1 protein-coding gene is annotated in these 898 nt (G+C 56.5%); it reads left to right on the forward strand.

Annotated elements, in window-relative coordinates; all coding sequences use genetic code 11:
- Positions 1 to 839 (forward strand): AraC family transcriptional regulator (locus J5224_RS30860; protein ID WP_413544751.1); only part of this gene is annotated, 839 nt, incomplete at its 5' end.
- Positions 840 to 898: the final 59 nt, after the last annotated feature.

Here is an 898-nt window from a genome sequence, read left to right on the forward strand (position 1 = left end):
CGCAGTACCATCGATTGGAAGCCTTTGGCGGCTTGGAAATGTTGCAGGCACGCTATTATCGCCAACGCTTTTCCCGCCATGTGCATGACACCTTTTGTGTCGGTGTGATTGAAGAAGGCGCTCAGCGTTTTTATCGCACCGGCGGTGAGCACGTTGCGCCACAGGGCGACATCATTTTGGTCAATGCGGATGATGTTCATACCGGATGCTCGGCCCGTGAAAATGGCTGGGCCTATCGCGCTATCTACCCACATCCGGATCTGTTTCGCGCTATCTCCCACGATCTCCATCAGTCCGACGGGACGGTGCCATGGTTTCCTGACGCAGTGCTGCACGATCCGGGTCTGGCGCAGCAGTTACAGATGGCGTTTCGCCTGTTGGCGCAACCGGGTAACACGCTGTTAAAAGAGACGCTGCTGTTCTCATCGCTGAGTTGGTTGATGCTGCGTTACAGCAAAACCCGCCGCCCGCCGCGCCCGCTGCCTTTTTCCGAGCAGCGTGTGCTACAGACCAAAATGCTGCTGGATGATACGCCCGAGCAAGAGTGGTCGCTGACCACGTTGGCAGCGATGGCGGAGCTGAGTCCGTGGCACTATTTACGTCAATTTAAGGCGCTGGTGGGCATTCCTCCGCATGCCTACCAGGTGCAGGCGCGGTTGCGCAAGGCGAAGACGCTGATGCTGCATGGGCATACGCTTGCAGCGGTATCGTCGCAGTGCGGTTTCTCCGACCAGAGCCACTTCACCCGTCATTTTAAAAATGCCTTTGGCGCCACGCCCGGCAGTTTTATTCAAAGCATTGTCTGGGATCAGACGGCGCGAGAACCGCTGTTAGGTTAATCAACCGCGTTAAAACGGCTGGGTTTGACAGCAATCTTGTTCAATACGCTGTCCCTGAC

Source organism: Candidatus Symbiopectobacterium sp. NZEC135 (assembly GCF_025962695.1).